Annotated in this window: 24 protein-coding genes; 14 read left to right on the top strand and 10 right to left on the bottom strand. The window is 71.4% G+C overall.

The window, feature by feature from the left end:
• Window positions 1-222: 222 nt before the first annotated feature.
• From AB0K52_RS22735 to AB0K52_RS22715, 5 genes are all read right to left on the bottom strand, one after another.
• Entirely contained in the window at window positions 223-1,290 is a 1,068-nt protein-coding gene (locus tag AB0K52_RS22735) for an ABC transporter ATP-binding protein (RefSeq protein WP_363535796.1), read from the bottom strand.
• The gene (locus AB0K52_RS22730) at window positions 1,287-2,108 is read right to left on the bottom strand and encodes an ABC transporter permease (protein WP_363535793.1); all 822 of its coding nucleotides are present in this window, start codon (window positions 2,106-2,108) and stop codon (window positions 1,287-1,289) included. The genes AB0K52_RS22735 and AB0K52_RS22730 overlap by 4 nt, the downstream gene beginning before the upstream one ends.
• Window positions 2,105-2,845: a molybdate ABC transporter substrate-binding protein gene (gene modA, locus AB0K52_RS22725; RefSeq protein WP_363535790.1), complete on the bottom strand. Its 741-nt coding sequence runs from the start codon at window positions 2,843-2,845 to the stop codon at window positions 2,105-2,107. Before modA ends, AB0K52_RS22730 begins: the two co-directional genes overlap by 4 nt.
• Before the next feature lie 22 nt (window positions 2,846-2,867).
• Window positions 2,868-3,269, bottom strand: a complete 402-nt coding sequence (locus AB0K52_RS22720) for a helix-turn-helix domain-containing protein (protein ID WP_363535787.1) — start codon at window positions 3,267-3,269, stop codon at window positions 2,868-2,870.
• An 87-nt stretch (window positions 3,270-3,356) separates the two neighbouring features.
• Window positions 3,357-3,698, bottom strand: coding sequence for a metallopeptidase family protein (locus AB0K52_RS22715; protein ID WP_208498009.1), 342 nt, complete (start codon window positions 3,696-3,698; stop codon window positions 3,357-3,359).
• Between the two features lie 65 nt (window positions 3,699-3,763).
• On the opposite strand from AB0K52_RS22715, the gene serS reads away from it, so the two are divergent.
• Window positions 3,764-5,023, top strand: coding sequence for a serine--tRNA ligase (gene serS, locus AB0K52_RS22710; protein ID WP_363535784.1), 1,260 nt, complete (start codon window positions 3,764-3,766; stop codon window positions 5,021-5,023).
• 263 nt (window positions 5,024-5,286) lie between these two features.
• Here the strand turns inward: serS and AB0K52_RS22705 are convergent, their stop codons facing one another.
• Window positions 5,287-5,652 (bottom strand): DUF488 family protein, encoded by a 366-nt coding sequence (locus tag AB0K52_RS22705; RefSeq protein ID WP_363535781.1) that lies wholly within the window; start codon window positions 5,650-5,652, stop codon window positions 5,287-5,289.
• Window positions 5,653-5,783: 131 nt separating this feature from the next.
• On the opposite strand from AB0K52_RS22705, the gene AB0K52_RS22700 reads away from it, so the two are divergent.
• The 3 genes from AB0K52_RS22700 (at window position 5,784) to AB0K52_RS22690 (ending at window position 8,905) form a co-directional block, all read left to right on the top strand.
• Complete coding sequence (locus tag AB0K52_RS22700) at window positions 5,784-6,632, top strand: HAD family hydrolase (protein ID WP_363535778.1); 849 nt, start codon at window positions 5,784-5,786, stop codon at window positions 6,630-6,632.
• Window positions 6,633-6,664: 32 nt separating this feature from the next.
• Window positions 6,665-7,492, top strand: coding sequence for an HAD family hydrolase (locus tag AB0K52_RS22695; RefSeq protein ID WP_363535776.1), 828 nt, complete (start codon window positions 6,665-6,667; stop codon window positions 7,490-7,492).
• Window positions 7,493-7,687: 195 nt separating this feature from the next.
• Entirely contained in the window at window positions 7,688-8,905 is a 1,218-nt protein-coding gene (locus tag AB0K52_RS22690; protein ID WP_363535773.1) for a cytochrome P450, read from the top strand.
• Window positions 8,906-9,004: 99 nt separating this feature from the next.
• On the opposite strand, the gene AB0K52_RS22685 is transcribed toward AB0K52_RS22690, so the two are convergent.
• The gene (locus tag AB0K52_RS22685; protein ID WP_363535770.1) at window positions 9,005-10,651 is read right to left on the bottom strand and encodes an ATP-binding cassette domain-containing protein; all 1,647 of its coding nucleotides are present in this window, start codon (window positions 10,649-10,651) and stop codon (window positions 9,005-9,007) included.
• Window positions 10,652-10,736: 85 nt separating this feature from the next.
• Here AB0K52_RS22685 and AB0K52_RS22680 point away from each other — a divergent pair, with 85 nt between their 5' ends.
• Complete coding sequence (locus AB0K52_RS22680; RefSeq protein ID WP_208497865.1) at window positions 10,737-10,889, top strand: hypothetical protein; 153 nt, start codon at window positions 10,737-10,739, stop codon at window positions 10,887-10,889.
• Here the strand turns inward: AB0K52_RS22680 and AB0K52_RS22675 are convergent.
• Complete coding sequence (locus AB0K52_RS22675; protein WP_363535767.1) at window positions 10,826-11,791, bottom strand: AraC family transcriptional regulator; 966 nt, start codon at window positions 11,789-11,791, stop codon at window positions 10,826-10,828. The genes AB0K52_RS22680 and AB0K52_RS22675 overlap by 64 nt on opposite strands.
• A 120-nt stretch (window positions 11,792-11,911) precedes the next feature.
• Here AB0K52_RS22675 and AB0K52_RS22670 point away from each other — a divergent pair, with 120 nt between their 5' ends.
• The 3 genes from AB0K52_RS22670 (at window position 11,912) to AB0K52_RS22660 (ending at window position 14,062) form a co-directional block, all read left to right on the top strand.
• Window positions 11,912-12,523 (top strand): NAD(P)H oxidoreductase, encoded by a 612-nt coding sequence (locus AB0K52_RS22670; RefSeq protein WP_363535765.1) that lies wholly within the window; start codon window positions 11,912-11,914, stop codon window positions 12,521-12,523.
• Window positions 12,524-12,615: 92 nt separating this feature from the next.
• A complete protein-coding gene (locus AB0K52_RS22665) occupies window positions 12,616-13,857 on the top strand; it encodes a cytochrome P450 (RefSeq protein WP_363535762.1) in 1,242 nt (413 codons plus the stop codon).
• 10 nt (window positions 13,858-13,867) lie between these two features.
• Entirely contained in the window at window positions 13,868-14,062 is a 195-nt protein-coding gene (locus AB0K52_RS22660) for a ferredoxin (protein WP_363535759.1), read from the top strand.
• 50 nt (window positions 14,063-14,112) lie between these two features.
• On the opposite strand, the gene AB0K52_RS22655 is transcribed toward AB0K52_RS22660, so the two are convergent.
• Window positions 14,113-14,766 carry an NAD(P)H-dependent oxidoreductase gene (locus tag AB0K52_RS22655; RefSeq protein WP_363535756.1) on the bottom strand — a complete coding sequence of 218 codons (654 nt, stop codon included), beginning with the start codon at window positions 14,764-14,766 and terminating at the stop codon, window positions 14,113-14,115.
• 107 nt (window positions 14,767-14,873) lie between these two features.
• Between AB0K52_RS22655 and AB0K52_RS22650 the strand changes: the two genes are divergently transcribed.
• Both AB0K52_RS22650 and AB0K52_RS22645 read left to right on the top strand, forming a co-directional pair.
• On the top strand, window positions 14,874-15,812 hold the full coding sequence (locus AB0K52_RS22650) for an AraC family transcriptional regulator (protein WP_363535753.1): 939 nt from the start codon (window positions 14,874-14,876) through the stop codon (window positions 15,810-15,812).
• 88 nt (window positions 15,813-15,900) lie between these two features.
• Window positions 15,901-16,749 (top strand): hypothetical protein, encoded by an 849-nt coding sequence (locus AB0K52_RS22645; protein ID WP_363535750.1) that lies wholly within the window; start codon window positions 15,901-15,903, stop codon window positions 16,747-16,749.
• Here AB0K52_RS22645 and AB0K52_RS22640 read toward each other — a convergent pair whose 3' ends face one another.
• Window positions 16,750-17,676 (bottom strand): SAM-dependent methyltransferase, encoded by a 927-nt coding sequence (locus tag AB0K52_RS22640; protein ID WP_363535747.1) that lies wholly within the window; start codon window positions 17,674-17,676, stop codon window positions 16,750-16,752.
• A gap of 128 nt (window positions 17,677-17,804) precedes the next feature.
• Here AB0K52_RS22640 and AB0K52_RS22635 point away from each other — a divergent pair, with 128 nt between their 5' ends.
• Genes AB0K52_RS22635 through AB0K52_RS22620 form a run of 4 tightly spaced genes read left to right on the top strand, consistent with a single transcriptional unit; the run spans window position 17,805 to window position 21,461 of the window.
• On the top strand, window positions 17,805-18,704 hold the full coding sequence (locus tag AB0K52_RS22635; protein WP_363535744.1) for a DUF2520 domain-containing protein: 900 nt from the start codon (window positions 17,805-17,807) through the stop codon (window positions 18,702-18,704).
• Window positions 18,701-19,543, top strand: a complete 843-nt coding sequence (gene panC, locus AB0K52_RS22630; protein WP_363535741.1) for a pantoate--beta-alanine ligase — start codon at window positions 18,701-18,703, stop codon at window positions 19,541-19,543. Before AB0K52_RS22635 ends, panC begins: the two co-directional genes overlap by 4 nt.
• Window positions 19,540-19,962 (top strand): aspartate 1-decarboxylase, encoded by a 423-nt coding sequence (gene panD, locus AB0K52_RS22625; protein WP_208497895.1) that lies wholly within the window; start codon window positions 19,540-19,542, stop codon window positions 19,960-19,962. The genes panC and panD overlap by 4 nt, the downstream gene beginning before the upstream one ends.
• Window positions 19,963-19,973: 11 nt before the next feature.
• Window positions 19,974-21,461, top strand: coding sequence for a peptidase S10 (locus AB0K52_RS22620; protein WP_363535738.1), 1,488 nt, complete (start codon window positions 19,974-19,976; stop codon window positions 21,459-21,461).
• The last annotated feature ends 586 nt before the right edge of the window (window positions 21,462-22,047 follow it).

Genomic DNA, 22,047 nt, shown 5'->3' with positions numbered 1-22,047 from the left:
TGCAGGGGCGCGGGCTGCGGGTGGCCGGCGGGGTGGGTGCGGTCCGGAGCGGGCTCGGTGGGGCGGTGCAGAGGGACGCGGGCGGCGGCGGTCGTGAGCGGAGCAAGGGGGGCACGGACGGCTCGGGCGGACTGCGGGCGATCAAGCGCGGGATCTGCGATGCGCTCGGCAGGCGACCAGGCGACCAGGCGACCAGGCGACCAGGCGACCAGCGATCAGCGATCACGCGGGGTAGACGCGGATTTCGGTCGCCTTCACCGCGGCCCAGATCCGTTGGCCCGGCTCGAGGCCGAGTTGGGCGGCCGCTGCGGGCGTCACGTCGGCGGCGGCGCGGAGGGGGCCGTCGAGTTGGACGCGGAGGTGGTCGCCGTGCCGGTGGACGCCCGCGACCGTGGCCTCCCAGGTGTTGCGGGGGCTGCCGTCGGGCTCCGACCGGTACAGGGCGACCGCCGACGGCGGGAACGCCGCGAACGCGTCCCCCTCGAGCGCTTCGGCGGCCGTCAGCACCGCGCCCGGCTCCAAACGGATCGCGGTCCCGGAGGCCTTGCCCCGGTACAGGTTCAGGCCCACGAGCCGCGCGATGTAGTCCGTGCGCGGGCGGGCCGTGACCGACGCCGCGTCGCCCTCCTGGACCGCGCGGCCGTCCTCGACCACGACGAGCCGGTCGGCGAGCATGAGCGCGTCCACCGGGTCGTGCGTGACCACGATCGCGGGCCCCGTGTGCTCCGCCAGGTGCCGGTGGAGCTCCGCGCGCGTGTCGAGCCGGGTGCGCGCGTCGAGCGCCGCCAGCGGCTCGTCGAGCAGCAGCAGCGCCGGATCGGTCGCGAGCGCCCGCGCCAGCGCCACCCGCTGCGCCTGCCCGCCCGAGAGCTGCTTGGGGCGGCGCTTCCCGAAGTCGGCCGGGCCGACCCGGTCGAGCCAGGCGGACGCGAGCGCGCGGGCCTCGGCGCGTCCGGTCCCCCGGCGGCGCGGGCCGAACGCGACGTTGTCGATGGCGGTGAGGTGCGGGAACAGCAGGTAGTCCTGGAAGACGACGCCGATGCGGCGGTCTTCGGGCGGGACGGTCTTGCCTGCGGGGCCGTCGAGCGCGGTGCCGTTGAGGGCGATGTGCCCGTCCGTCAGCGCCTCCAGCCCGGCGAGCGCCCGCAGGGCCGTGGTCTTGCCCGCGCCGTTGGGGCCGACGAGGGCGACGGTCTCGCCGGGGGCGACGCGGAGTCGCAGGTCGAGGCGGAAGGCGCCGCGTTCGACGACGAGGTGGGCGTCAAGTCCTTCGGGGGTCGTGGCGTTCACGGGGTGGCCGTCCAGCGGTCGCGGAGCGAGGCGAGCACGATCACCGAGACCGCGAGGAGGATGAGGCTCAGGACGATGGCGGCCTCCAGGTCGGTCTGAAGCGCCAGGTAGACGGCGAGGGGCATCGTCTGGGTGCGGCCGGGGAAGTTGCCGGCGAAGGTGATCGTGGCGCCGAATTCGCCGAGGGCGCGGGCCCAGCAGAGCACGGCGCCGGCGAGGACGCCGGGCGCGACCATCGGGAGGGTGACGTGGGTGAAGACGGTCCAGCGTCCGGCGCCGAGGGTCGCGGCGGCTTCTTCGAAGCGGAGGTCGGCGCCGCGGAGCGCGCCTTCGACCGCGACGACGAGGAACGGCATCGACACGAACGTCATCGCGAAGACGACCGCGGCGGTGGTGAACGGGATGGTGATGTCGAAGCGGTCGTGGAGCCAGGAGCCGATGATGCCGTTGCGGCCGAAGACGAGCAGGAGCGCGACGCCGCCGACGACGGGCGGGAGGACGAGCGGCACCGTCACGAGGGCGCGCAGGACGCTGCGGCCGGGGAAGTCGCCGCGGGCGAGGAGCCATGCGATGGGGACGCCGAAGAGCAGGGAGAGCGCGGTCGCGGCGGTGGCGGTGAGGAGCGAGAGCCTGAGGGCGGCGAGCATTTCGGGTTCGGCGAGGCGCGCCGGGAGCTCGGTCCAGGGGGCGCGGGCGAGCAGGCCGGCGAGCGGGAGGATGAGGAACGCCAGGCCGATGACCGCGGGCGCGAGGAGCGCGGCCGGGACGCGGCGGCGCTGGCGTTTCCGCTTGGCGGGCTTGGCGTTCCGGAGTGTCATGGGCGTTCGAATCCGGCGGTTTCGAGGACGGCCCGGGCGTCGAGGACGTACGCGGTGAACGCGGCGGCGAGTTCCGGGTTCGGGGCGTCGTCGAGTGCGGCGATCGGGTAGGTGTTCAGGGCCGCAGCGGATTCGGGGAACTCGACGCCGTCGACGTCGGTGTCGGCGGCGATGGTGTCGGTGCGGTAGACGAGGGCGGCGTCGACTTCGCCGAGGAGGAGTCTCTGGAGGGTGGATTTGACGTCGGCCTCGTAGGTGACGGGGGTGAGGCCGGTGCCGTCGAGTGCGGTCAGGGCGGCCGCGCCGCAGGGGACTTCGGCTGCGCAGGCGGCGAAGTCGAGTCCGGCGAGGTCGCCGAGGCCGGTGACGCCGTCCGGGTTGCCTTCGGGGACGGCGATGACGAGTCGGTTGAGCGCGAACGTCGCCGGATCGGCGGCGGCCCCCGCCTCCACCACCTTGTCCATATTGGACTCATCGGCGGAGGCGAAGACGTCGGCGGGCGCGCCCTCGGTGATCTGGGCGGCGAGGTCGGAGGAGCCGGCGAAGTTGAACTCGACCTGGACGCCTTCATGCTCGGCCTCGAACCGCTCGCCGATCTCGGTGAAGGCCCCGGTGAGGGACGCGGCGGCGAAGACGGTCACGGTGCCGCCCGCGTCGGCTTCGGCGCCGCTCCCGCATGCGGCGAGCGGGGCGAGGGCGAGCGCGGCGGCTGCCGCGAGGATCGTCTGGTGGCGCATGGGGCTCCGTCCGGTGCGAGGGTCAGCGGTCGACGCGTTCGACGACGACGTTCGTGGACTTGACCACCGCGGTCCCCAGCGAGCCGACCTCGAGCCCGAGTTCGTCCACCGCTTCGCGGCTCATCAGGGAGACGACCCGGAACGGCCCCACCTGGAGATCGACCTGGGCCATGACCTGATCTTTGGTGATCGCGGTGACGATGCCGCGCAGGCGGTTGCGCGCGGAGGAGGAGCCGGTGCCGGCGTCGGGCGCGCTGGCGCGTTCGCGCACGAACGCGGCGAGGTCGGCACCGGAGATGAGCCGGTGGCCTTGGCCCTGGTCGTCCCGGGACGCGGTGAGGCGCCCGGAGTCGATCCAGCGGCGGACGGTGTCGGCGGAGACCCCGAGCAGCTCGGCGGCCTCCCCGATGCGGAACGTCGTCACCCGGCCAGCTTAACCTCGTGAATGCGAGGACAGACACTCGAACAGGCTCGTATTCACCAGACTGTTACGAGCGGTCGGGCGCGGATGCTAGCCCCAGCCGAGTTCGTGGAGGCGTTCCTCTTCGATGCCGAAGTGGTGGGCGATCTCGTGCACGACCGTCACGGCGACCTCCTCGACGACCTCTTCGGGGGTCGAGCACATGCGCAGGGTCGGGCCCCGGTAGATCGTGATCGTGTCGGGCAGGACCCCGCCGTACTCCCAGCCCCGGTCGGTCAGCGCCGTCCCCTGGTAGAGCCCGAGCAGCTCCTTCTCGGGGCCGTCGGGTTCGGCCTCGACCAGGATCACCACGTTGTCGAGCATCGCCATCAGCTCCTGGGGGACCGCGTCCAGCGCGTCCGACACCGCGTCCTCGAATTCCGCCTCGCCCATATCGACCGCCACACGCCCACAATATGCGCTCGGGGCCGCGGTGAGCTGGCCGGTAATCTGGTCACGTGATTGATCTGCGTGCACTGCGAGACAACCCGGACGCCTACCGCGACAGCCAGCGCAAGAGGGGCGCGTCCGTCGACGCCGTCGACGCCCTCCTCTCCGCGGACGCCGACCACCGCAGTGCCCTCCAGTCCTTCGAGACGCTCCGCGCCGAGCAGAAGGGCCTGGGCAAGAAGATCGCGGGCGCCGGCGCGGAGGAGAAGCAGGCGCTGCTCGACCGCACCAAGGTCCTCTCGGAGGAGGTCAAGGCCGCCGAGCTGAAGGTGACGGCGACGGCCGCGGCGTTCGACGCGGCGGGGAAGGCCATCCCGAACCTGGTGGCCGAGGGCGCGCCCGCGGGCGGCGAGGACGACTACGTCGTGCTGCGCGAAGTGGGCGAGAAGAAGGCGATCGAAGACCCGAAGGACCACCTCGAGATCGGCACGGCCCTGGGCCTGCTCGACACCGAGCGGGGCGCGAAGACCTCCGGCGCGCGGTTCTACTACCTGACGGGGGACGGCGCGCTGCTGCAGCTGGCGATGCTCAACCTCGCGATCCAGCAGGCCGTCGAGACCGGGTTCACGCCGATGATCCCGCCGGTGCTGGTGCGGCCGGAGGCCATGGAGGGCACGGGTTTCCTCGGCGAGCACGCCGACGAGATCTACTACCTCGAGCGCGACGAGATGTACCTGGTGGGCACTTCGGAGGTGCCGCTGGCGGCGTACCACTCGGGCGAGAACCTCGGCGAGCTGACCTCGCCGCGGCGCTATGCGGGCTGGTCGTCGTGCTTCCGGCGCGAAGCGGGGTCGTACGGCAAGGACACGCGGGGCATCATCCGGGTGCACCAGTTCGACAAGGTCGAGATGTTCTCGTTCTGCCGCCCGGAGGACGCCGCGGCCGAGCACGAGAAGCTGCTGTCCTATGAGGAGCAGATGCTGCAGAAGATGGAGCTGCCCTACCGGGTCATCGACGTGGCCGCGGGCGACCTGGGGACTTCGGCTTCGCGGAAGTTCGACTGCGAGGCGTGGGTGCCGACGCAGGGCCGGTACCGGGAGCTGACCTCGACCTCGAACTGCACGACGTTCCAGGCGCGGCGCCTGAATGTGAAGTACCGCGACGAGCAGGGCAAGAACGCGGTGGCGGCGACCTTGAACGGGACGCTCGCGACGACGCGCTGGCTCGTGGCGATCCTCGAGAACCACCAGCAGCCGGACGGTTCGGTGGCGGTGCCGAAGGCGCTGCAGCCGTTCCTCGGCAAAGACGTGATCGAGCCGAAGAAGTAGCGCGAGCGCGCGAGCGGCCCGCCGATCCGAGGATCGGCGGGCCGTGGGCTTTTCGGGCGTTTCCGGTTGATTCGGCGACCCGACGAATTTTCGGACCCCCGGTCAACAACCCTGGCATACGGGTACGACAGGCGCGACGTGTCGTATTTCGCCGGGCATCCCTACCAACCTGCGGGCCCCCAATTCAAGAACCGTGACACGGGGGCATGACAAGGCCCGGCTCGCGAGTCTGTCTCAGGTTCGAACCGGGCGGTGAAGCGGTGTCATTCGGCCAGTTGTTCTTCGAGCCAGGCTTTGAGGACGAGGGCGTGGTTGACGTGCTCGTCCTTGGCGGCGTAGAGGAGGGTGACGGGGCCTGAGCGCGCCGCCTCGAGGAGGGGCTCGGCGCGTTCGGGGTGGCCGTCGAGTTCGCTGCGGTAGCGGCCGGTGAACTCCTCGAACCGGTCGGCCATGTGGCCGAACCAGATCCGCAGGTTCGGGGACGGCGCCGCGTCCTGCGCCCAGGTGACCCCGTCGAGGTCCTCCTTGCTGACGCCGCGCGGCCAGAGCCGGTCGACGAGGAAGACCTTGCCGGCCCGCTGCGGGTCCCGCCGGTAGTCGTAGACGCGTTCGATCGTGATCTCGCCCATAGGGGAACCGTATGCCGCAGAGCCGCCCCGATGGGTGGGTTTGGTGTGATTGCAGGTTGTCATGCGCGCGGCGGCGTGCGTTCAAACGCCCGGTACCCCCGTGTTCACCCGGGCGGGGCTACGGTTGGAGCGTGTCATCCTCCGCCCCGGTCGCGCCCCGCACCGAACCCCCGAAGCTCGTCGCCGTCGACCTCGACGGAACGGTCGTGGACTACCACGGCCCGCGGGCGACGGTGCCCAGTCGCACGGTGATCGACGCTCTGCGGGCCGTGCGCGATGCGGGCGTGCCGGTCGCGGTCGTCACCGGCCGCGCCATCTGGGGCGCGGTGCGCACCGCCGAGGACCTGGGGCTCGACGAGGGGTTCGCGTCCGCCTCGCACGGCGCCGGCGAGTACGACCTGGGCGCTCGCGCGATCACGCACCAGCACACCGTCGACGCCGCGATCGCGGTCGAGGCGCTCATCGCCTCGGACCCCGCCGTCGAGTTCGCCGTCGAATGGGACCTCGAGGGCTGGCGGCACACCAAGGGCTTCCGCCGCGACTTCCCCGCGCGATGGGCCGGGGAGATCACCGTCGAAGAGCTCGTCTCGCGCCCGGCCCCGCGCCTGGTGGCGCGTGTGGACTCGAACAACCGGTACGGCGGGGCGGAGCGGTGCCCGCAGGCGATGCGCCTCGCCGCGGGTGCGGCGCTGGACGCCGCGGACTACCACGTCGAGGTCGGCTACAACGGCTGGGTCGACATCGGACCGCCCGGAGTCAGCAAGGCAACGGGCATCGCCCGTATCGCGGCCCGTTACGGCGTATCATCGTCCGACACGGTCGTCTTCGGCGACGCCCACAACGATCTGACCATGTTCGCGTGGGCGGGCTGGTCGGTGGCGATGGGACAGGCGGTCCCCGAAGTGCGGGCCGCGGCTGACGAGGTCGCCCCCTCGGTCTGGGAGGACGGGGTGGCGAAGGTGCTGGCGCGGTGGTTCTGAACGGTGTGGCGGGCGACGACGGAGGAGGACGCATGATCCAACTGGACCGAGTACCCCGATTGGTGGCGACGGACCTCGACGGTACCGTCGTCCGCTCTGACGAGACCGTGTCGCCGCGCACGCTGGCCGCGCTCAAGCGCCTGGCCGCCGCGGGCGTCATCCTGGTCGGCGCCACCGGGCGCGGGCCGCGCCTGCTCGACCTGTGCCGCAACGACGTTCCCTCCGCGGACTTCCTCGTGCTGGGGCAGGGCGCGTTCGTCTACGAGTGCCGCTACGACGACACGGTGGTGCAGCTCGCGGACCGCTCCGTCGAGGGCGAGGTGCTGCACCAGGCGCTGCGCCTCATCGAGGCCGAGGTCGGGCCCGTGCGCGCGCTCGCCGAGCCCGCCGACCCCGACCGGCACATCACCGGCGACCCCATGCCCGACTGGCCGTGGACCGCCGTCACCCTCGAGACCGCGCCCCGCGAGGTGGCCTTCCACGGGCCGATGGTCAAGGGCTACTTCGTGTCCGACGAGTACACCGGCCCGGAGCTGCTGGTGGCCGCGAAGGACGTCATCGACCCCTCGCTCGTCACCGTCACCGAGTCGGGCGTCGGCATGCTCGAGGTCTGCCCGGTCGGGGTCACCAAGGCCGCCGGCATCCAGGTCGTGCTCGACAAGTTCGGCATCGACTGGGCGGACGTGCTCGTCTTCGGGGACGCCACCAACGACCTGAGCATGATGGAGGCCGCCGGGCACTCCGTCGCGATGCCCAACGGGCACCCGTGGGTCCAGGGCGCCGCCACCGAGATCGCGCCCGCGGGCAACAACGACGACGGCGTCGCCCAGTACATCGAGGCGCTCCTCGAACTCCTGTAGGGCGACACGGCCACGGTTGGTGTCGGGTTCCTGACAGGACCGCCGGAAGCCGTTGCGCGCCAGCCCTTCCGGCCCTAAGCTCCGATGTGGTGGGGACCACGAAGTCGGGGTCGATGGCGGGCGCGGCGGAGACATGCCGCGCCGCGACACGGCAGGGCTTCGACGACCGTGCTGCCGCACCCCCAGGAGTCCGCCATGTCCAGCATCGAAGGCGCCGCCGACGAAGCCCTCCCGTACGGCATGCCGTACGAGCGCGAGACCCGCTACGACCCGCCGGCCGGGCTCATGGCCTTGCAGGACAAGCCCTTGCGTCCCATGAGGTACTACCCCGACGGGACGGAGGGGTGGCTCGTCACCGGCCACGCCGAGGGCCGCAAGGTCCTCGCCGACCCCCGGTTCGTCACCGGCGAGCGGTTCACCCACTCGCCCACCGAGCTCCCGCACGTCTTCGTCTCCATCTCCGAGCAGGTCCCGCCCGGGTTCTTCCTGTTCTTCGACCCGCCCGAGCACACCCGGCTGCGCCGCAAGGTGACCGGCGTGTTCACCGTCAAGCGCATGAAGGACCTCGAACCGCGCATCGCCGCCATCGTCGACGACCGCATCGCCGCCATGACGGCGAACGGGAACGAGGCCGACCTCGTGCGCGACTTCGCGCTCCCCGTGCCCTCGCTCGTCATCTGCGAGATGCTCGGCGTCCCCTACGAGGACCGGGACGCCTTCCAGGAGCACTCGGCGACGATGCTCGACCTCTCGCTGTCCGTGGAGCACCGTAACAAGGCGATGGGCGCGATCTTCGCCTACCTCATGCAGCTCGTCCCCGCCAAGCGCGCCGAGCCCGGCGACGACATGCTCAGCGCCCTCGCCGCCGATGAGGAGCTGCACGAGGCCGAAGCGGCCGGCATCGCCCTGATCCTCCTGGTCGCCGGGCATGAGACGACCGCGAACATGCTCGCCCTGGGCACCTTCGCGCTCCTCGAGCACCCCGACCAGCTGACGCGGTTCCGCGCCGGACCCGAGGCCGCGGCCCAGGCCGTCGAAGAGCTGCTGCGGTACCTCACGGTGGCGCACAACGGGATCATGCGCATCGCCAAAGAGGACGCCGAGATCGACGGGCAGCTCATCAAGGCCGGGCAGCACGTCACCGTCGTCCTCCAGGCCGCCAACCGCGACCCGCGCAAGTACGAGCGGCCCGGCGAACTCGATCTCGACCGTGATGCCCAGGGGCACTTGGCGTTCGGGCACGGCATGCACCAGTGCGTGGGCCAGCAGCTCGCCCGCGTCGAGATGCGCATCGGGTTCGCCAAGCTCTTCGCGGCCTTCCCCGACCTGCGCCTCGCCGTCGCATCCGAGGACATCCCGATGCGCAGCGAGATGAACGTGTACGGGGTCCACACCCTGCCTGTCGCCTGGTGACCGGGCCGCTCCCGGCAAGGACGACCAGGTATCGTCCCTAAGGGACTCATGAGCGCGCGGTCGGGACGCCGTTCCACCAGCGGAGGTCCCGGCCGCGCTTCACCGCACGTCCCACACCGGCTCGTCCGACTCGACCACTTCGCCGTCGTTCTGGAACACCACGAACCGGTCGAAGCCGCGCGTGAACCAGCGGTCGTGCGTCACGGCCAGGACCGTCCCGTCGAACGCCTTGAGGCCCTGCTCGAGCGCCTCGGCGGAAGCCAGGTCGAGGTTGTCCGTCGGCTCGTCGAGGAGCAGGCAGGTCGCCCCCGACAGCTCCAGCAGCAGCACCATGAACCGCGCCTGCTGCCCGCCCGACAGCGTCTTGAAGTCCTGTTCGGACTGTCCGGTGAGCTCGTACCGGTTCAAGGCGCTCATGGCCTTCGACCGGTCGAGCGAGGGCCGGTCCTCGTCGCCCTCCCACAGGATCTCCCGGAGCGTGCGCCCGTCGAACTCCGGATGCTCGTGCGTCTGCGAGAAGTGCCCCGGGTACACGCGCGCGCCCAGCCGCGCGACCCCGCTGTGCCGCACCGGGTCGAGCCGCCGCTTCGCCGCGACCCCGGCCTCCGGGTCCGAGCCGCCCTGCGCGAGCAGGCGCAGGAAGTGGCTCTTGCCGGTCCCGTTGGCGCCCAGGACCGCCACCCGGTCCCCGTACCAGACCTCCAGGTCGAACGGGAACGTCAGGTCCTCCAGCTCCAGCTGCTCGCAGACCACCGCGCGCTTGCCGGTGCGCCCGCCCTCGAGCTTCACCCGGATGTCCTGCTCGCGCGGCGGCGACGGCGGCGGCCCGGCCTCCTCGAACTTCTGCAGCCGCGTCTGCGCGGCCCGGTACCGGGAGGCCATGTCGGCGTTGTACGCCGCCTTGTTCTTGTACATGAGCATCAGCTCGCGCAGCTTGTGATGCTCCTCGTCCCAGCGGCGGCGCAGCTCCTCGAACCGTTCGTGCCGCGCCGCGCGAGCGCCGTGCCAGCTCGCGAACCCGCCGCCGTGCGTCCAGGTCGTGCCCGCCTCGAGCGTCACGATCGCACCCGCCGCGTTCGCGAGCACCTCCCGGTCGTGCGAGGCGAACAGGATCGACTTGGGCGAGTCCCGGATCGCCGCCTCCAGCTCCCGCTTCGCCGGGACGTCGAGGAAGTTGTCCGGCTCGTCCAGCACCAGCACCTCGTCGCGGCCCTGCAGCAGCAACTGCAGCGCGAACCGCTTCTGCTCCCCGCCCGACAAAGTCCCGAGTGGACGATTCTGGACCGCTTCCCAGGACAGGCCCAGAATCGAGACCGCGACCGTGTCGCACAACACGTCGAACTCGTACCCGCCGATCTCGCCGTAGTCCGCGAGCGCCTGCGCGTACGCCAGCTGCTCGTCCGACGACCCGCCGCCGCCCATGCGCGACTCGGCCCGCTCCAACCGCTCCGCGGCCGCCCGCACCTGCGGCGGGGCCAGCTCGATCGCCAGGCGCCGCAACGACTGCTCGCCCTCGCGCATGCCCACCAGCTGCCGCATCACACCGAGGCCGCCCGAGTGCGCGACCGTGCCCGCGTCCGGGGCGAGCACGCCCGTCACGATGTTCAGCAGCGTCGTCTTCCCCGCGCCGTTCGCGCCGATGAGCGCCACCTTCGCGCCCTCGCCGACACGGAACGACACGTCGTCGAACAGGACGGTGCCGTCGCTGAGGCCGTACCGCACGCCGGAGAGGTCCACGAATCCCATGGACCGATTCTGTGCGGCCAACGGCACGTCGTCAAAGTCATTTGCCGTGTTGGATTCACCGGGGTCCGCTGCCTACGCTGGACGCATGAACGACACCCCTGACCCGAACGGACCCGGGCGAAAGCGCCGCTTCTGGCGCCCGAGCTCGGCGAGCGAATGGGTCGAGCTGGCGATCTACGTCTTCTTCGCCCTCATCGCCCTGCTGGCCGGCGTCGGCTGGCTCGTCGCCCGGCTGTGACCGGCCTCGATGTCGACCCGCTGTGACCGGTAGGCGCGCGGGCTCACCCCCCGGTGGCGCTTGAACGCCGTGGAGAACGCGAACGCGTCCCGGTAGCCGACCGCCGCCGCCGCCTTCGCCACCGGCACGCCCGGATCGGCGAGCAGGTCCGCGGCCAGCTCCATCCGGTGCTCGGCCACGTACCGCAGCGGCGGCTGCGCCATGACCGCCGTGAACCGCTTCGCGAAATGCGCGCGCGACACGTTCGCTTCGGCCGCAAGTGCTTCCACCGTCCACGCCCGCTCCGGCGCGCGGTGGACCGCCGCCAGCGCGGGCGCCACGACGGGGTCGAGCGCGCCCCGGTACCAGCCGGGAGCGGCGGCCTCCTGCCGGTCGAACCAGCAGCCGAGCGTGCACACGAGGCCCCAGTCGAGGATCCGGTCGAGCATCGCCCGCCCGCCCGGCGCGTGCGCGCGGGCGAGGGCGACGCGCATCGAGTGCAGCCACAGCACGTCTTCGACCTCCTCGTCCAGGACGAGCGCTTCCGGGAGTGCGCGCAGGAGCCGCTGGTGCCGCACCCCGGCGGGGCGGTAGACGCCCGCGACGATCACCGTGTCCGCCGCTTCCGCTTGCGGCGCTTCACTGATGGCGAGGGCCGGGAGGGGCCGGTCGAGGGTCGCGGCGGTGTCGGCGAGGTCGAAGGGGACGCGGGCGATCGCGGTCGAGCCGGGGGCGAGCCGGTGCCGGGCGCCGTCGGGGAGCACGAGTTCGGCGTGCCCGGTGACGGCGGTGACCATGGTCAGGGGCGCGTCGCCCTCGAAGCGCAGGCGCCAGGGCGGGGCGAGCGCGGCCCGGTGCGCCGAGGCGCCGTCGGAGCGGATGCCGGCGAGCATGTCGCTGAGCACGTCGTAGGGCGGAGTCATGCCCGCGACAGTAGACGATCGCGAAGGTTTCCCCGGTTCTCGGCCATGGTCCGTCTGCGGGATCGGGGTTGTACTGGAGGGGCGCCGCCACCGCGGCGGCGCGCCGAACAGGAGGCCCTTGTGGACGTTCAACCGACCGCGCTCATCGTCGTCGCGCACCACCGCGCCGATTCGCTCACGGCCGCCCTCGCGCGCCGCGCCGCGGCCCGCCTCGAGGCCGCCGGGTACCGGATCGACCTGCTCGACCTGCACCGGGAGGGCTTCGACCCCCGCAACCGGGTGGAGGACGAGCCCGACTACGGGAACCGCGACAAGCGGTACTCCGCCGAGGTGCACGCCCATGCCGAGCGGGTGCTGGCGGCCGATGTCATCGCCGCGGTGTTCCCCGTGTGGTGGTTCGGGTTGCCCGCCTTGCTCAAAGGCTGGATCGACCGGGTCTGGAACTACGGTCTCGTCTACGGGCGGCGCGAGAAGCCCATGGCGGGCAAGCGGATGCTGTGGATCGCTCTGGCCGGGCTGGCCGAGGACGACCCGAACTCGGACCTCACCCGGGCGCTGCTGGACGGGGCGCTGCGGCGCGGCATCGCCGAGTTCTGCGGCATCACCGACGTGCACACCATGGCCTTGTACGACACCGAGGCGCAGGGTCTGGCAGGGGCGGCGCGGGAGCGGCATTACGCGGCGTTGGCGGCGCGTTCGGACGAGGCGGTGGACAAGCTCGTGGCGGGGTGATCGAGGGGCTTGCACCCCTTGTGTATATACGTATAGTGTATCTATACGTAGGTCGCGTGCGAGCGCGGCCGGACACCACCGAGGAGACACCGATGTCAACACCCGCCGACGCTGCTGTGTCGACCGACGACATTCCCTACGGCATCCCGCTCGAACGCGACCACCCGTTCGACCCGCCCGCCGCCGTCATGGCCCTGCACCGCGGGAGCGAGATGCGGCGCATGCGCTACTACCCCGAGGGCCGCTTGGGCTGGCTCGTCACCAGCCACCGCCTGGCGCGCAAGGTCCTGGCCGACACCCGGTTCAGCTCGACCCTCGGCGCCCCGGCGCAGGTGCCGATCCCCATGCCCGGGCTGGAGGCCTACCTCGACTTCGAGGGCGACTTCCCGCTCACCCCGGGCATGTTCATCGAGATGGATCCGCCCGACCACACCCGGCTGCGCCGCAAGCTCACCGGAGTGTTCACCGTCAAGCGCATGAAGCAGCTCGAGCCGCGCATCGCCGAGCATGTCAACGAGCGCCTCGACGCCCTCGCGGCCGGGCCCCGCCCGGCCGACCTCGTGCGCGACTTCGCGGTCCCGGTGCCCGCCATGATGATCTGCGAACTCCTCGGCGTCCCGTACGGGCAGCGCGAGCGGTTCGAGGCGGACGCGAGGGCGCTCTTCACGACCGGCGAGACCGGCGAGGGCAAGCAGCAGGCCATGCTCAACCTCTTCGGGTTCATCGGCGAACTGGCGGCCGCCAAGCGGGCGGACCCCGCCGACGACCTGCTCTCCGACCTCGCCGCCGACGCCGAGCTCTCGGAGGAGGAGGTCGCGGGCATGGCGGTCCTCCTGCTCGTCGCCGGTCACGAGACCACCGCGAAGATGCTCGCCCTGGGCACCATGGCGCTCTTGGAGAACCGCGACCAGTGGGACCTGCTGCGCGAGCGGCCCGAGCTCATGGCCGGGGGCGTGGAGGAGCTGCTGCGCTACCTCTCGATCATCCACACCGGACTCATTAGGCAGGTGAAGGAGGACTTCGAGTTCGAAGGGCACCAGATCAAGGCGCGCGAGTACGTCACGGTCTCCGTGCAGACCGCCAACCGCGACGAGGCGCACTTCATCGACCCCGAGAAGCTGGACGTGGCCGGGGACGCCAAGGGACACTTGACGTTCGGGCACGGCGTGCACCAGTGCCTCGGGCAGCAGCTGGCGCGCATGGAGATGCGCATCGCGTTCGCCGGGCTCATCGGGCGGTTCCCCGGCCTGCGGCTGGCGGTGCCCGCCGCGGAGGTGCCGCTGGTGACCGGGCAGAGCTTCTACGGCGTCGCCGAACTCCCGGTGACCTGGTAAGGAGGACCCCATGGTGAGGATCGTCGCCGACACGGAGGCGTGCGCGAGTTCGGGCATGTGCGCGCTGACCGCACCGGACTACTTCGACCAGGACGACGAGGACGGCCGCGTCGTGCTCCTCGCCGGGGAGGCCGAGGACTGCGACGACGAGGTGGCCGACGCGGTGCGCCTCTGCCCGGCGGGCGCGCTGCGCCTCGCCTCCTGACACGGACCGGCACCCGCTGCGCCGCAGAGCGTCAGCGGGTGCCGGGAGCCTCAGTCGAGCGCCAGGAACTTGTCGATGCGGTCGACGGCCCGGCGGTCGAGCGCCGCGTAGTGGGCGGTCCGCTGCTCGCCTGTCAGCGCCGCGCCCTTGGTGAGGTTCCCTTCGGCGTCGACGATCTGCGGCTCGCCCTCGGCGTCAGGCAGCACCTCCACGGCGGCGTCGGTGATCCCGCTGTAGAAGGAGATGCCTTCGCGCAGTGTGCGATCGAGGATGTCCTGCAGTGAGGCCCAGTACTCGTCGCCTTCGGGCGCGCCGGCCAGGCCGAGCCACAGCATCCGCTTCCCGGCCAGCCGGGGCTTGCTGCGGCCGTAGGAGAACCCGTAGTTCCAGACCCGGTCGATCCAACCCTTGAGCAGGGCCGGCAAACCGTTCCAGTAGACCGGGAACACCGGGACGATGAGGTCGGCCGCGAGGATCCGGTCCATGTGGGCCCGCGCCTCCGCGGAGTAGACCTTCTCGCGGTCGTCCCAGTCGGGTTGGTCCTCCACGGTCATGCGCGGGTCGAACCCCTCGGCGCGCAGGTCGAGCAGGTCGGCGGCGAATCCGGCCTCCTCGAGTCGCGCCGCCGCGACCGATCCGATGTGGGCGGTGAGCGAGTCGGCGCGGTGGTGCGAGACGACGACGAGCGCGGTCCGTCCGGTCATGATGTCCTCCAAGCGGTTGTGGTGCCTGGATCCAGTACAGCCGCAAACGGGTGGACGCACGATGGCCGGAACGCTCCGATCCATGCGTGTGCGTCTACGATTGGCGGATGGACCCGCTCAGTGAACTCCTCGGAGGCATCCGCGCCGAAGGCGCGATCCTCAGCGATGCGATCCTCAAGGCCCCGTGGGTGGTCAGCTTCGACGACCGGGCCCCCCTGACGATGGTCACCGTGGCGCGCGGCGGCGGCGGCGTGCTGCTGCTCCACGACGGCACCCGAGTAGCGCTCAAGGCCGGGCAGACCGCCGTGGTGAGCGGGGGCGAGCCGTTCCGCATGGCCGACGAAGCCGCCTCGGTCGACCGCCCCCACCTCGAATACTGGCTCACCTGCTTCGACCCCGAGGCCTGCGCCGAAGCGGCCGTGTCGCAGCCCATCGGCGGCGACGGCGAGGCCACGGCTCTGTTCGTGGGCGCCTACCGGGCTTCGGGCCGCCGCCACGAACGCCTCCTGCGCGCCCTCCCGCCCGTCCTCGTCATCGACGACGATTCCGACATCTGCATCTGGCTCGACTCTTCGGCCGCCGACTTCGCCAGCCGCAAGCCCGGCACGCAGGCGTTCATCGACCGCCTCTTCGACTGGGGCCTCGTCTGCACCCTCCGCACCTGGTTCGATCAGCAAGGGGCACAAGCCCCCGTGTGGTACCGCGGTTTCGCCGACCCCGTCGCGGGACCGGCCCTCGAAGCGATCCACACCCGCCCCGCGAACCCCTGGACCGTCGCCGACCTCGCGGGCGAGGCCGGCGTCTCCCGCGCCCTGCTCGCCAAGCGCTTCAACGAGGTCATGGGCGAGCCGCCCCTCACCTACCTCACCGAATGGCGCATGCAGCTCGCCGAAGAACTCCTCGCCGACCCCGACCTCACCGTGGCCCAAGTCGCCCGCCGCATCGGCTACGCCGACCAGTTCGGCTTCAGCAACGCCTTCAAACGCCGCAAAGGCAAGAGCCCCAGTGAGTATCGGAAAACGACGGGCGTGCTCGCCTCGCTTTGACCACCGCCGCAAGTGATGTCAGCTACGCGACAGCCCGGGCGGCGCGCCGCTCCCGGGAATCAGGCAACGATCTTCATAACCTCAACGCATGCCGAAGCTCCCCCATGAAGCGCTGCATCAAGTGTTCCGCGAAAGCCCGAACCTGTTCGCCGACACCATCCAGCGGGCGTGCGAAGTCGACTTTCCCGAGATCGTCGAGGCGGAGGTCATCGACACGGACTTGACCGAGACCAAGCCGATCGTGCGCCGCCCCGACACCGTGATCAAAGCGGAGACATCCGATGGACCGCAGATCCTCATTGTCGAGGCGCAGACCAAGGAAGAACCGTCGAAGATCCGAAGCTGGGCCTACTACCTCAGCTACCTCGAGAACAAGTACAAGCTCCCGGCCACGCTGCTGATCACCACCCCGAGCGCCGCCACCGCCCGTTGGGCGCGCGGACCGCTGCTTCTCGGCCCGCCAGGATTCCCCAGCATGGAGGTGCGGCCGTTCGTGGCCGGGCCCGACAACGTCCCGTTCATCACCGACCTGGAGGAAGCGCTCGAAGACGTGGACTTCACGGTCCTGTCAGCCCTCACCCACAGGCTCAACCCCGACATCGACAAAGCACTCAAACCGCTTGCCGCCGCGATTGACACGCTGGGACCCGAGGCGAGCGCCATTTGGGCCGACCTCACCGAAGTGGGGCTCGAAGGTTGCGCACAGGATTTCTGGAGGAAGATAATGCAGACCATGCAGTACAAATTCGGCTCCCAGCTCGCCCGGCACTCGGTCGCTGAGGCCGAGGCGAGGATCATCCTGAAGTTCCTCGAGATGCGCGGCATCCCGGTCAGTGAAGGGGCGCGCCAGCGCATCGAGGACTGCACCGATCTCGAGATGCTCGAGGCCTGGGTGATGCGGGCGCCTTCGGTGCAGACGGTCGACGAACTCTTCTAGCTAGCGGTCCGTCCACAGCCACCAGTGCGCGCCCAGGCCCTCCGGGTCCATGAGCCGCGCCGCCGCACTCGACGCCGCCAGCGCGTGGGCGTACCCGACCGGGTCCTGGAAGGCGAGGGGGAGCGGCGGCGGGGTCGCGTCGAGGCCGAGCCGCCGCAGCGCTTCGCGTTGCGGCTCAAGGCGGTCGCACGCGACGGCGTCGACGGCGACGTGGGCGGTGATGTCGCGGTTCCCGTCGGGCACGGGCGGGATCTCGCGGCCGTCCTTGAAGCCGGTTATCGTGCCCGCCGCGGGCCGGGCGTGCCGCATGTGGCCGTAGTCGACCGCGAGCGCGGTGCCGCGCCGCAGCAGGCCGGTGAGGCCGCGCCACCGGGTGTCGCGGGGCGCGCCGATCTCGGCGCGCTCGCCCGGCGTGCCGATCGGCCACCACGCGGCGAGCCAGGCCGCGTCCTCGCCGGTGACCGGGTCGCCGAGCCGGGTCGCGCCGGTGCCGTCGACCTCCTCGTACCGGACCCGCCCGTCCGGGTCCACCACGGCCACATCGCAGGGGACGTTGTCGAGCAGTTCGCAGGCGATGAGCAGGCCGTCGACCGCGTCGGGCAGGTCGGGGCCCCAGGCGATGCGGTTGGGCAGGTGCGGCGGCTTCGGCCGCAGCTCCACGGCCGCGAGCTGGAAGCGGTCGTCGAGGAGGCCCGCGAGGCGTTCGAGGAGCTCGCCCCCGCCCGCCCCCACATCGAGAATCGTGAATCGGTCGGGGCGGCCGAGGCGGGCGTCCACGTCGTCGACAAGGCGCGCGATGGCCTCCGCGAAGACCGGGGTCTGCGCACTCGTCGCGAAATGGCGTCCCGGCAGCTCACACCGGTAGAACCCGCCCGGCCCGTACAGGGTCCGAGCCATCGCAGCGCTCCAGCGCTCGAACCCCGTCATGGTGCCGACCCTAGCGCCCCGAGTGAGAATTGCCACTCGTAGCCTCCCAGGCTGGCGTTAGCAATCCTGCGAAGCACAATTAACGCGTAAGCAATGACCGGTACCTCCACAAGGACTGGATCAGCATCATGGATCAGCAGCGCAGCGCAGCCCCGCAGCGGCCCGCCTCCCGGCTCGCCGTCGGGGTCGTCTCCGCAGGCAGGGTCGGCTCCGTCGTCGGAGCGGCCCTCACCCGCGCCGGCCACCGGGTCGTCGCCGCCTCCGCCGTATCCGACGCCTCCCTCGCCCGCGCCGCCCGCCACCTGCCCGGCGCCGAGATCCTCCCCGCCCCTGACGTCGTCGCCGCGGCCGAGCTCGTGCTCATCGCCGTCCCCGACGACGCGATCGCCCCTCTCGTCGCCTCCCTCCCGCTCCGGCCCGGCCAGATCTGGGTCCACACCTCCGGCGCGCTCGGCGCCGACGTGCTGCGGCCCGCCCGCGACGCGGGGGCGCTCACCGTCGCACTCGCACCCGCGATGACCTTCACCGGCCGCGACGAGGACCTGGAACGCCTCGCGGGCGTCTCCTGGGCGATCACCGGCGAAGCCGAGGCCCGGTTCGTGGGCGAGGCGCTCGTCCTCGAGATGGGCGGCGAGCCCGAGCATGTGGACGAGGCCGACCGCGCCCGCTACCACGCCGCGCTCGTCTACGCCGCCAACCACCTCATGACGCTCGTGAACGACGCCGCCGACCAGCTGCGCGCCATCGGCGTCGCGAACCCGCAGCGGCTGCTCTCGCCCCTCGTGTCGGCCTCGCTCGACAACGCGCTGCGCCACGGCGACGCCGGCCTCACCGGCCCCGTCTCGCGCGGCGACGCCGGCACGGTCGCCCGGCACCTCGGCGCGCTGGCCGGGACGGGGATCGAGGACGTGTACCGGACGATGGCCCGCCGCACCGCCGAGCGGGCGCTCGCGTCGGGCCGCCTGCAGAGCACCGACGCCGAAGGCCTGCTCGACGTGCTCGCCCAGCCCTTGAAGGAGGAGTCGTGACGGTCCTGGTCCACACGAAGGCCGACCTGGCGAAGGCCCGCGCGGCCCTGCCCGGCCGCGTCGCCGTCGTCCCCACCATGGGCGCGCTGCACGACGGTCACCGGGCGAACATCAAGCGCGCCAAGGCGATCGCCGACTCATGCGTCGTGACGGTGTTCGTGAACCCGCTGCAGTTCAGGCCGAACGAGGACCTGGACAAGTACCCGCGCACCCTGGACGCGGACCTGGCGATGTGCGAGGCCGAGGGCGTTGACCTGGTGTTCGCGCCCAGCGTCAACGAGATGTACCCGAACGGGCGGGACGGCCTCACCACCGTCCACGCCGGACCCGACGGTGAGATCCTCGAGGGCGCTTCGCGGCCGGGGTTCTTCACCGGGGTGCTCACCGTCGTCTCGAAGCTCTTCCACCTGACGCGGCCCGACGCGGCCTGCTTCGGGGAGAAGGACTTCCAGCAGCTCGCGATGGTCCGCCGCATGGTCGCGGACCTCGACATGGGCATCGCGATCGAAGCGGTGGCGACCGACCGGGAGGCCGACGGCCTGGCCCGGTCGAGCCGGAACGTGTTCCTCTCCGAGACCGAACGCGCTGCCGCCCTTGCCATCCCGCGCGCCATCAAGGCCGCGCAGGATTCGCCCGACCCGCTCGCCGCGGCCCAGACGACCCTGGCCGCCGAGCCCGGACTGGACGTCGATTACGTCGTCGTCCGGGCGAACGACCTCGGGGAGGCCCCCGCACAGGGGCCCGCGAGGCTGCTCATCGCCGCTAAGGCGGGCACGACCCGCCTGATCGACAACGCCCATGTCGTTATTGGGCACAGCACTATTGGAGACGCCCGATGATCCGGACCATGTTCAAGTCCAAGATCCACCGCGCCACCGTCACCCAGGCCGACCTGCACTACGTCGGGTCGGTCACCGTGGACGCGGACCTGCTCGACGCCGCCGACATCCTCGACGGCGAGATGGTCGCCATCGTCGACATCACCAACGGCGCCCGGCTCGAGACCTACACGATCGCGGGAGAGCGCGGCACCGGCGTCATCGGCATCAACGGCGCCGCCGCCCGCCTCGTCCAACCCGGCGACCTAGTGATCCTCATCTCGTACGCGCAGATGGAGGACGCCGAGGCGCGCGCGTTCAAACCGACCGTCGTCCATGTGAACGAACGCAACGAGATCATCGAGGTCAACGCGGACAAGGCGAACCCCGCGCCCGGCACCGCCGGCAACCCTGTGGCGTCCCCACTAGCCGCGCGGTAAGTTCTGGTCTCATGAGCGACGAACCCAACAAGGACGACGCCGCCAACGGCGCCGTGAAGGACGAGGCGAAGGCGGCCGACAAGGCCGAACCCGCCGACGACCTCAAGACCACCCACCACACCCTCGGCGACCTCGCGTACACCGCGACCACCGGTCGGATCGTGCTCCGCGAGGAGATCACCGAGGACGACAAGTTCAACGGCCGCAAACCCAAGGCCGAGGTCTCCATCACCTGGTACACCGTCGACGACGCCGAGGTCACCGACCGCCCCGTCACCTTCGCGTTCAACGGCGGCCCCGGCTCCTCCTCGATCTGGCTGCACATGGGCCTCCTCGGCCCCCGCCGCGTCGACTCCGGCGACGCCGGGAGCCTCACCCCGCCCCCGTACGGCCTCCTCGACAACGAGGAGTCCCTCCTGCGCCACACCGACCTCGTCTTCATCGACCCCGTCTCGACCGGCTGGTCGCGCGCCGTCGAAGGCGAGAAGGCCAAGGACTACCACGGGTTCACCCGCGACATCGAGTCCGTCGGCGAGATCATCCGCCTCTGGACCACCCGCCACAACCGCTGGCTCTCCCCGAAGTTCCTCATCGGCGAGTCCTACGGCGGCACCCGCGGCGCGGCCCTCGCCGACTACCTCCAGAGCCGCTTCGGCCTGTTCCTCAACGGCGTCATGTTCATCGCCCCCGCGTTCAACACCGAGACGCTCTACCACGCGAGCCGCTCCGAGCTGCCCGACCCGCTGTTCCTCCCCACGTACGCGGCCACCGCGCACTACCACGGGCTCCACCCCGACCGGGCGCTCGAGGACGTCGTCGACGAGGCCCGCGCCTACGCCGACGAGTTCCGCGCCGTCCTCGCCAAAGGCCAGAACATCACCCCCGAGGAGCGCGCCGCCGCCGTCACCAAGATCGCCTCCCTCGCCGGGGTCAGCGAGGACTACGTCGACCGCGCCAACCTGCGCCTGGAGCACACCCGGTACTACGCCGAGCTGCTGCGCCACAAGCGCCTGGTCACCGGCCGCCTCGACACCCGCTTCACCGGCCCCGCCGACCACTACACGCACGAGCGGATGCCGTACGACCCGTTCCTCGTCGGCACCGACGGCCCGTACACGGCCGCCCTCCAGTACTACCTGCGCTCCGAACTCGAGTACGAGAACGAGCACGTGTACGAGCGGCTCTCGCGCGCGGTGCACCCGTGGTCGTACAAGGAGTTCGAGGGCGAGGCCGTCGACGTCATCGGCAAGCTCGGCAACGCCATGCGCCTCAACCCGTTCCTGCAGGTCCACGTCGCGATGGGCCGCTACGACGGCGGCGTCCCGATCGAGGCGATCGAGTACACCCTCGACCACCTCGAGATCCCCCTCGCCGACCGCGAGCGCATCGAGACGAAGACCTACCCCGCCGGGCACATGATGTACGTCCACGAGGAGTCGCGCCTCCAGCAGTCCGCCGACCTCGCCGACTTCATCCGACGCGCAGCGAGGACGAACTGATGTACAGCATCCAGCGCGCCGCCAACCGCGGCAACCGGGGCTAGCCGCACCATGCACGCGAACCCGGGTCCTGCGGACGCCGCCCGAGGCGGCCTCCGCAAGACCCGGGCGCGCCGATCGACCAGCGCAGCGGCCACGCCCGCGGGCCGCACGCCCAGCGGACCCGAAACCGCCGGTTCCTCCGCGCAACGCATGACGGGCGCCTCGCTGCAGCTCCCCTTCAGGCTCGCGCCGCTAGCGTCGAAACCGGGGGCCGCTCACGGGGAAGGCTTGCCGAGCCAGAAAAGCGACACAGCCCAGCGCCGAATCGCACCTGCGGCGTGCCCCGAATCCGGGCCCGCTCCAGGGCGAGCAGCGCCAACCCGCGGCGCTCCGCCGTTCCGGGCCGCGAACGCGGCCGGCGGAACCGACAGCGCGGAACCCGCGCGCCGACCCCGCCGCACAGCGGCAGGCCCCCCGGCCCGCCCCGCCGCCTCCCGCATCCGGAAACCGGGACGCACGCCACACCCGGTTGGCACCTCGCGTGCCCGCAGGTGCACAGTTGAGCCGACCGCCGCGCCCATCGGCGGCGCACCCGACACCAGGG

This window comes from Glycomyces sp. NPDC049804 (assembly GCF_040674615.1).
Taxonomy (GTDB): Bacteria; Actinomycetota; Actinomycetes; order Mycobacteriales; family Micromonosporaceae; genus Glycomyces; species Glycomyces niveus.
The sequence above is the reverse complement of the archived record's forward strand: the minus strand, read 5'-3'. Positions and strand labels throughout refer to the sequence as shown.

What these genes read in the sequence shown, in the direction of transcription:
- AB0K52_RS22730 (WP_363535793.1), bottom strand. Translation starts at nt 2,108, where the DNA reads ATGACACTCCGGAACGCCAAGCCCGCCAAGCGGAAACGCCAGCGCCGC.
- modA (WP_363535790.1), bottom strand. Translation starts at nt 2,845, where the DNA reads ATGCGCCACCAGACGATCCTCGCGGCAGCCGCCGCGCTCGCCCTCGCC.
- AB0K52_RS22715 (WP_208498009.1), bottom strand. Translation starts at nt 3,698, where the DNA reads ATGGGCGAGGCGGAATTCGAGGACGCGGTGTCGGACGCGCTGGACGCG.
- AB0K52_RS22705 (WP_363535781.1), bottom strand. Translation starts at nt 5,652, where the DNA reads ATGGGCGAGATCACGATCGAACGCGTCTACGACTACCGGCGGGACCCG.
- AB0K52_RS22695 (WP_363535776.1), top strand. Translation starts at nt 6,665, where the DNA reads ATGATCCAACTGGACCGAGTACCCCGATTGGTGGCGACGGACCTCGAC.
- AB0K52_RS22690 (WP_363535773.1), top strand. Translation starts at nt 7,688, where the DNA reads ATGTCCAGCATCGAAGGCGCCGCCGACGAAGCCCTCCCGTACGGCATG.
- AB0K52_RS22685 (WP_363535770.1), bottom strand. Translation starts at nt 10,651, where the DNA reads ATGGGATTCGTGGACCTCTCCGGCGTGCGGTACGGCCTCAGCGACGGC.
- AB0K52_RS22680 (WP_208497865.1), top strand. Translation starts at nt 10,737, where the DNA reads ATGAACGACACCCCTGACCCGAACGGACCCGGGCGAAAGCGCCGCTTC.
- AB0K52_RS22675 (WP_363535767.1), bottom strand. Translation starts at nt 11,791, where the DNA reads ATGACTCCGCCCTACGACGTGCTCAGCGACATGCTCGCCGGCATCCGC.
- AB0K52_RS22665 (WP_363535762.1), top strand. Translation starts at nt 12,616, where the DNA reads ATGTCAACACCCGCCGACGCTGCTGTGTCGACCGACGACATTCCCTAC.
- AB0K52_RS22660 (WP_363535759.1), top strand. Translation starts at nt 13,868, where the DNA reads ATGGTGAGGATCGTCGCCGACACGGAGGCGTGCGCGAGTTCGGGCATG.
- AB0K52_RS22655 (WP_363535756.1), bottom strand. Translation starts at nt 14,766, where the DNA reads ATGACCGGACGGACCGCGCTCGTCGTCGTCTCGCACCACCGCGCCGAC.
- AB0K52_RS22650 (WP_363535753.1), top strand. Translation starts at nt 14,874, where the DNA reads ATGGACCCGCTCAGTGAACTCCTCGGAGGCATCCGCGCCGAAGGCGCG.
- AB0K52_RS22645 (WP_363535750.1), top strand. Translation starts at nt 15,901, where the DNA reads ATGCCGAAGCTCCCCCATGAAGCGCTGCATCAAGTGTTCCGCGAAAGC.
- AB0K52_RS22640 (WP_363535747.1), bottom strand. Translation starts at nt 17,676, where the DNA reads ATGACGGGGTTCGAGCGCTGGAGCGCTGCGATGGCTCGGACCCTGTAC.
- AB0K52_RS22635 (WP_363535744.1), top strand. Translation starts at nt 17,805, where the DNA reads ATGGATCAGCAGCGCAGCGCAGCCCCGCAGCGGCCCGCCTCCCGGCTC.
- panD (WP_208497895.1), top strand. Translation starts at nt 19,540, where the DNA reads ATGATCCGGACCATGTTCAAGTCCAAGATCCACCGCGCCACCGTCACC.
- AB0K52_RS22620 (WP_363535738.1), top strand. Translation starts at nt 19,974, where the DNA reads ATGAGCGACGAACCCAACAAGGACGACGCCGCCAACGGCGCCGTGAAG.